The 6,000-nt window shown below is 44.5% G+C and carries 6 protein-coding genes and 1 pseudogene; 2 read left to right on the forward strand and 5 right to left on the reverse strand.

Annotation, left to right across the window (positions count from 1 at the left end):
* Positions 1 to 62: 62 nt before the first annotated feature.
* Complete coding sequence (locus FE394_RS13660; protein ID WP_319926917.1) at positions 63 to 731, reverse strand: 7-cyano-7-deazaguanine/7-aminomethyl-7-deazaguanine transporter; 669 nt, start codon at positions 729 to 731, stop codon at positions 63 to 65.
* A gap of 172 nt (positions 732 to 903) precedes the next feature.
* On the opposite strand from FE394_RS13660, the gene tusA reads away from it, so the two are divergent.
* The gene (tusA, locus tag FE394_RS13665) at positions 904 to 1,149 is read left to right on the forward strand and encodes a sulfurtransferase TusA (RefSeq protein WP_319926918.1); all 246 of its coding nucleotides are present in this window, start codon (positions 904 to 906) and stop codon (positions 1,147 to 1,149) included.
* Between the two features lie 197 nt (positions 1,150 to 1,346).
* On the opposite strand, the gene FE394_RS13670 is transcribed toward tusA, so the two are convergent.
* From FE394_RS13670 to rsmD, 4 genes are all read right to left on the reverse strand, one after another.
* The gene (locus FE394_RS13670; RefSeq protein WP_319926919.1) at positions 1,347 to 3,674 is read right to left on the reverse strand and encodes a zinc/cadmium/mercury/lead-transporting ATPase; all 2,328 of its coding nucleotides are present in this window, start codon (positions 3,672 to 3,674) and stop codon (positions 1,347 to 1,349) included.
* A 192-nt stretch (positions 3,675 to 3,866) separates the two neighbouring features.
* Positions 3,867 to 4,493, reverse strand: coding sequence for a lysoplasmalogenase (locus tag FE394_RS13675; protein WP_319926920.1), 627 nt, complete (start codon positions 4,491 to 4,493; stop codon positions 3,867 to 3,869).
* A 238-nt stretch (positions 4,494 to 4,731) separates the two neighbouring features.
* Positions 4,732 to 5,001 (reverse strand): DUF1145 family protein, encoded by a 270-nt coding sequence (locus FE394_RS13680; protein WP_319926921.1) that lies wholly within the window; start codon positions 4,999 to 5,001, stop codon positions 4,732 to 4,734.
* A 20-nt stretch (positions 5,002 to 5,021) separates the two neighbouring features.
* Positions 5,022 to 5,621, reverse strand: a complete 600-nt coding sequence (gene rsmD / locus FE394_RS13685; RefSeq protein WP_319926922.1) for a 16S rRNA (guanine(966)-N(2))-methyltransferase — start codon at positions 5,619 to 5,621, stop codon at positions 5,022 to 5,024.
* A 182-nt stretch (positions 5,622 to 5,803) separates the two neighbouring features.
* Here rsmD and FE394_RS13690 point away from each other — a divergent pair.
* Positions 5,804 to 6,000, forward strand: a pseudogene (locus FE394_RS13690) (signal recognition particle-docking protein FtsY); the annotation flags it as partial.

Consider the following 6,000-nt stretch of genomic DNA (forward strand, 5'->3'; position numbering starts at 1 on the left):
TGGGAGAATAAAAAGTGTCCAAACAATTGACACCCCGATTGATTCAGGGTGCCATTTTCTTTTTAGTAAACTTTGAGCAGAGTTTTATCTGTTGATTGAGTAAAAAAGTATTTCAGAATTAAATTCAATAGGATGCCATAAGCCGGCAGGAAGAAAAGCATACAGATAAACAGCTTGAACGCATAATCCACCAACGCAATTTCTACCCAGTGTGTTGCCATGAACGGATCAGCGCTGCGGTAAAAGGCGATAAAGAAAAAGGCCAGCGTATCCAGCATGTTTCCGAAAAACATGGCGGCGGCCGGAGCTATCCACCAACGGCGTTTCTGACGTAGCCGATTGAAGACGCTGACATCCAATATCTGACCGAGTGCATAAGCCATAAAACTTGCTGCTGCGATGCGGGCAACAAACAGGTTAAAGGTTCCTAAGGATTCTAATCCCTGCCATGTTCCCTGAAAAAAGAGGACGGAAATCAGATAAGAAGTCAGCAATGCAGGAAGCATTACAGAGATAATAATTCGGCGGGCCAATGGCGCACCATAAATACGGACGGTCAGGTCAGTTGCCAAAAATATAAAGGGAAATGTAAATGCGCCCCAAGTGGTATGAAAACCAAAAATGGTGATGGGCAATTGCACCAGATAGTTGCTGGAGGAAATAATCAGGATGTGGAACAGCGAAAGCCAGATCAACGCCGTGATCCGCTGTTGCGCGGTTAACTGAAACATATTGTACCTTTTTGGTAGATGGGGTTAGGGAACCCAAAAAATAAACGTATCTGAAATATCAGGTGAAAAGAGGATCATACTCAGGTTGCACAATAAAAGTAAAGTACGGCAGTTGGCGATATTTTGTAATATAATCCGCCGTTATAATTTGTTTTAACTTACAGAGATTGCTATGTCCGATGTTTTTGCCAGTCCCGACAAAACGCTTGATACGTTGGGATTACGCTGCCCAGAGCCAGTAATGATGGTACGTAAGACAGTCCGCCATATGACTGCTGGCCAAACGTTATTGATCATTGCTGATGATCCGGCAACAACCCGTGATATTCCGGGATTTTGTCGTTTTATGGATCACGCATTGATTGCTCAGGAAACAGAGCAAACTCCTTATCGGTATTTGCTCAGGAAAAGTGAATAAGCTATTTAATTAAGAAATATTTAATGATTGGCTGGCAGAAAACAGAAGCCATGCTAGGCTTTAAATATGACATTTGGTTTCAATTTATCACCTCTCCGAATGTCATATTCCTTTTTCCTTAATAGCAATTTTGAGTATTTGTAATTTTGAAAAGGTGCGTAGTCTGCACCTTTTCAATTTGTTATTTCTTCCCTGTCTCATTTCTGGGATTTAATTCTTAACAAGCGGATTGCGTTTGCGGTAACTAATGCAGTCGCCCCTGAATCAGCCAGAACCGCCATCCACAAGCCCGTCATACCCAATAGACTTGTAATAAGGAATATTGCCTTTAAGCCTAACGCAATGGTGATATTTTGACGGATGTTGTAATGGGTTGTACGGGACAGGGTGATAATTTCAGATAAACCCGTCAGGCGATTATGTGTCAGAGCAGCATCTGCTGTTTCCAGTGCAACATCAGTACCACTGCCCATTGCAACTCCGATGCTGGCCGCTTTCATGGCAGGTGCATCGTTAATACCATCACCGACCATCATGGTTCTGTGTTTTTTATTTAACTCAGTAACGGCTTTCACTTTATCTTCAGGTAACAATCCGGCGCGATAATTAATGTCCAATTGGCTTGCAATGGCAGCCGCGGCACGGGGATTGTCGCCAGTGAGCATGACAGCTTCAACACCTTGCTTTTTCAGAAGACGGATAGCGTCAATAGCGTCCTGACGCAAGGTATCCTGCATGGCAATCAGCCCCATAAATTGCTCACCCTGCATCACCGCAACCGCCGTCTTACCACTGCTTTCCAGTTCTGTGACCTTTTGTTTCCATTCCGCTGACAACGTATTTTCCGGCAATCTTCCGGGAGCGGCGACCAAAATTCTCTGTCCTGATAGTTGCCCCTCAACACCGATCCCTGCCAGCGCTTTGCGATGTTCAGCTTCAACAATGGTTACGCCTTTATTTTCTGCGGCGTTAAGAATGGCTTTTGCCAGTGGATGATGGGAGCCACTTTCGACTGACCCAGCCAGTGCCAGTAATGTTTCTGCCCCGATATTTTCCACGGTTTCAATATCAGTGACTTGTGGCTTGCCTTCAGTCAGTGTACCGGTTTTATCCAGCGCAATGGTGGTCACTGAGCCGAGTTGTTCCAATGCCGCTCCCCCTTTGATTAGGGCACCCCGACGGGTTGCCGCTGCCAGAGCTGAGGTAATCGCAGCAGGCGTCGAGATAACCAGCGCACAAGGGCAGCCAATTAACAGCAGGGTCAGACCACGGTAGATCCATGTCTCCCATGAACCGGCAAAGAACAGAGGTGGGATCAGCACCACAAGCGCTGAGAACAAGATAATTATCGGTGTATAGATACGGCTGAAGCGGTCAATAAAACGTTCAATCGGCGCACGACGCTCTTCTGCTTCTTCAATCAGCTGAAGTATGCGGTCAATGGCGTTGTGACCGGGTTCAGAAATCACTTTCATCTGCACCGCGCTATCGACAGAAAGGCAACCGGCAGCAACTTTTTCACCTTGCTGGCGTTCAACGGGAATAGATTCACCGGTCAGGGCACTTTCATCGAAACTGGCAAACGGGCTAAGCAGCTCTGCGTCAGTGGGTAAACGGCCGCCCGGGGCAATTTCAATGATGTCGCCCGAACGTAAGTCAGCCGCTGATACCGTTCTCTTTTCCCCATCCTTAACCAGCAAGGCTTGGTCAGGAACCAACGCCATCAGGGCGCTGACGCCACGACGGGCACGTCCGGCAGCGTAAGACTCCAGAACTTCCCCTAATTTGAACAGCAGAATAACCATCGCAGCTTCTGAGGTGGCATCAATGAACAACGCGCCGATAGCCGCAACACTCATTAATGTTTCAATGGCAAAGGGAGTACCGGAACGGATCAGTTTAATCGCTTTAGTTGCAACCGGATATAGCCCGATAAGCGTGGTGATGATAAACGCGATTTTCCCGGCAGGGACACTGACTTTTGAGATTCCCAAGCTAATGAACATTAGGGCAGCAAGAATAAGGATCGGAGAAAATGTTTTCCAGTGATTTGCGGCAGGAGGCAATTGGGAGGTTGAGCCTGTTTCCTTGATTTCAAAACCCGCCTTCTTTACTGCCTGTTCGACAGCGGCACGAATATCAACATCAGAATCGACCACCAGTTTTTCGGTTGTAAACAGTACCTTGACTTGTTTAGCTTCCGGTAGTTTTTTTACGGCATTCTCGATTTTGCCTGCACAACTGGGGCAATCCATACCATTAATGAGCCAATTAAAACGTTGATTGGCTGTTAATTCGAGAGGCGCTGTATCCTGTATTGCATGCGCATGATCGTGTGAACAATGTGCTCCATCATGTTCATGAGAATGATGCTCATGTGAATGCTCACTTACATCATTGGCACTATCGTGATGCATTTCCTTGTGTGGAGGCAGGGAATGTGAAGGCAAAGAGTGTGAAGGTAAAGAGTGTGAAGACAAAGAGCCGTGTTGTGATTGCTTATGTTTTTTGGAGGGGGAGAACATAGGCGACCTCTCAAATAAAGTTAATTTAGAATTAGTTAACATTAACTCTACACTCTGGAGTGAACTCCAGAGTCAAACTTATTGAGAGGAATTCTTTTGATAATTTGTGCTGTCTCAAACGAGAGTTTGTTATCAAAGTCATTCCTCTTGAGGTTATTTACTTCTCAATCCTATGTTTAATAAGGGGATTAATTATACGAACAATGAACGAATAATTAAAAAATGCCCGATAAAACCACAGGTTGCCACAACGGCTTTGGAAACTTTAAAGGGGAAACGATACCTGTCAATAATGCTGATACTGTGTGCAAGAAGTAATAGGAACGCGCCGGCGATCACAGAAAAGCGGCTTGCATTACTGAGTGAAAAATATTGTTCTCCAGCGATCCAAACCATTATCAGTGCCATGATGAAACTGTCTATTACCCGCCAACGCATATTATCAAGGCGGGTCCAGACGATGAGCATGACCACAATGCCAATAGCCAACAAAATCAGAGGGAGCGGGAAGAAGAAACTGAAGCCCATATGTAAAGCAAAACTGATTGTGTACAACAAATAACTCAGGAGTAGTGCGATGAATGAGAAGAGTAAATACTTACTGGGAAGCATGCGGATAGTATCAGAGAGTAAAGCGCTGACAAGACCTGCAATGATGAGATAACCGGAAACTTCAAGATTGGGTGCCTGGCATGCCCACAATAACAAAAGCAGCATCGTGACAGGGCGGAAAACCCATTGCTGCCAGTTGATACCACGATAGGCGGCATCAATATATAACCATCCAGAGAAAAACACAGCAAGAAATGGCCAACTCATATTTTTCCTTTCCTTAATGTTTTATGCCCGTTTATCAGGCAATGACGATTTATACCTGTCTATATGATGGAATTGGTGCGGAGAGTATCCTGATTTATCAACGTTAATTCGTTATTAACGAATGAATAACGTTTTATTATCAAAAACAAAGAAGGTCAATGAGTAATTAATGGAATTACTCATTGACGATATTTATCATTATTTCCAATAAGAAGAAAAAATGAACAGTTGGCGGGCGTTATTTTTTCTCTTTCTGCTGTTTCTTCTGCCAGGCTAATAATTCAAAGACGCCAAAAAAGAATATTTTGGTTTGGAGGTAAGTAGGCAGTTTTTGATCTTTAGGCTGGGAATTTTTCAGCAACAGTAACTGGAATGCATGCATTACTATCGTGAATACCATGGCAACATCCATAAAGTATTTCAACGGCTTAGGGAAAGGATGAAACACATTGAAGATCATGATCCCCCAAACGAGAAACATGATAACTCTTCCTAATTGAATAAACATCATCGACTCCAAAATCGTGTTTAAGCAGATCTGACACCAGATTGCTGGTGACGAATGTATAATCGGTAAGCAACTTGCCCGGCAATTTTTTCCCTGTGTAATTGCCAGTTTGCAGGAACGTCTGTCGCAGCAGATTCTGACTCTGCCTCAACATAAACCCAGCTTTCTTCTGCCAGCCAGCCATTGGCTTCCAATAAACGGATTGCCTCCGTTAGCATGCCCTTACGAAATGGAGGATCAAGGAAAACTACCTCAAACGGCGTTCCGGCCCCATTGAGATATTGTAGTGCATCACCCTGCACCACAGTGGCATTTTCCGCTTTCAGTAAGGCCAGATTAGCCGATAGCTGTTTTGCTACATTGCGATCATACTCAATCAAAGTAGCGCCACTTGCATAACGTGATAGAGCCTCAAAGCCGAGTGCGCCGCTGCCGGAAAAACAATCCAGACAACGAGCGCCCTGAATTATAGGCATAAGCCAGTTAAAGAGTGTTTCTCGGACACGATCCGTTGTTGGTCGTAGCCCTTCACTGTCAGGAACAGGTAATTTTCTCCCGCGCCATTTTCCGCCAATAATGCGGATTTGTCCCAAAGACGCGCGTTGTGGTTTTTTAGTCATAATTTAAAATGAGTGAAAATAGAGGAAACCCATTGATTAATTTACCATGAAATCCGCGATAGATATGTGTTGTGGTGTGATGAAAATGTTAGACTGGATTTTATCACCGTAAGAACCTGTGTCAGTGAATATATTTATTTTATTGATAACGCCATAATTAACCGCGAGGAGTGTAGTAGCCGATGGCAAAAGAGAAAAAAAAAGGTTTCTTCTCTTGGTTTGGACTTGGTCGTCAAGATAAGAAACAACAAGAAGAACAAGCTGAACAAGAAAAATTAGTTGCGGAAGAAGCAACCCATCGTGCCGCAGAAGAAGCGGAACAGCAGCGTTTAGCGGAAGAAGCTGCCCGCCGTGAAGCAGCAGAAGAAGCAGAACAACA

The sequence above is a fragment of the Xenorhabdus littoralis genome, assembly GCF_033949345.1.
Taxonomy (GTDB): domain Bacteria; phylum Pseudomonadota; class Gammaproteobacteria; order Enterobacterales; family Enterobacteriaceae; genus Xenorhabdus; species Xenorhabdus littoralis.

Bases quoted from the DNA above. Each gene is read 5' to 3' on its own strand.
- FE394_RS13660 (WP_319926917.1), bottom strand. From the start codon at position 731: ATGTTTCAGTTAACCGCGCAACAGCGGATCACGGCGTTGATCTGGCTT.
- tusA (WP_319926918.1), top strand. From the start codon at position 904: ATGTCCGATGTTTTTGCCAGTCCCGACAAAACGCTTGATACGTTGGGA.
- FE394_RS13670 (WP_319926919.1), bottom strand. From the start codon at position 3,674: ATGTTCTCCCCCTCCAAAAAACATAAGCAATCACAACACGGCTCTTTG.
- FE394_RS13675 (WP_319926920.1), bottom strand. From the start codon at position 4,493: ATGAGTTGGCCATTTCTTGCTGTGTTTTTCTCTGGATGGTTATATATT.
- FE394_RS13680 (WP_319926921.1), bottom strand. From the start codon at position 5,001: ATGTTTATTCAATTAGGAAGAGTTATCATGTTTCTCGTTTGGGGGATC.
- rsmD (WP_319926922.1), bottom strand. From the start codon at position 5,621: ATGACTAAAAAACCACAACGCGCGTCTTTGGGACAAATCCGCATTATT.